The 439-nt window shown below is 67.2% G+C and carries 1 protein-coding gene; it reads right to left on the bottom strand.

Annotated elements, in window-relative coordinates; all coding sequences use genetic code 11:
* The coding region (locus tag DVK05_RS16655) for a rhodanese-like domain-containing protein (protein WP_255409721.1) at positions 1-244 on the bottom strand (244 nt) is incomplete at its 3' end.
* Positions 245-439 lie beyond the last annotated feature (195 nt).

The following is a 439-nucleotide window of genomic DNA, read 5'->3' as shown; positions in this document are numbered from 1 at the left end:
TGTCGTCGTAGGCGACCACGTCGTCGTCGGCCGCGACGCCCGCGCCCGACAGGAGGTCGGTCCACGCGTCGCGGCCGGGAAGCATCCCCACGTCGCCGTCGGCGCTTCGGAACTCGTCGAAGGGTATCGACACCGCGCCGGGGAGGTGTCCGATGCCGTCGAACTCCCAGCCGTCGCGCACGTCCACCACGCGCACGTCGTCGAGTCGGTCCGCGAGCCACGTCGGAGAGACCACGTCTACCATGCCCCCACGTTTCCGGGCCGCGGATTTAGGTCCGCCCCTCCTCGCACCCCTCGCCCCATGTCCGGGGTAGCGGATGTTGTTGCTGGTTCCGTTGGATACCGGACTGAAACCCACCGAGACGGCCGTTCTCTGAATCCCTTTCGTCGTCTCTCGGGGCATACTCAGGCTAATATTGCCGCATCACCCGAGGTCAGG

The organism is Halorubrum sp. Atlit-8R (genome assembly GCF_003666025.1).
Classification (GTDB): Archaea; Halobacteriota; Halobacteria; order Halobacteriales; family Haloferacaceae; genus Halorubrum; species Halorubrum salinarum.
This window is presented reverse-complemented; position numbering and strand designations above follow the sequence as displayed.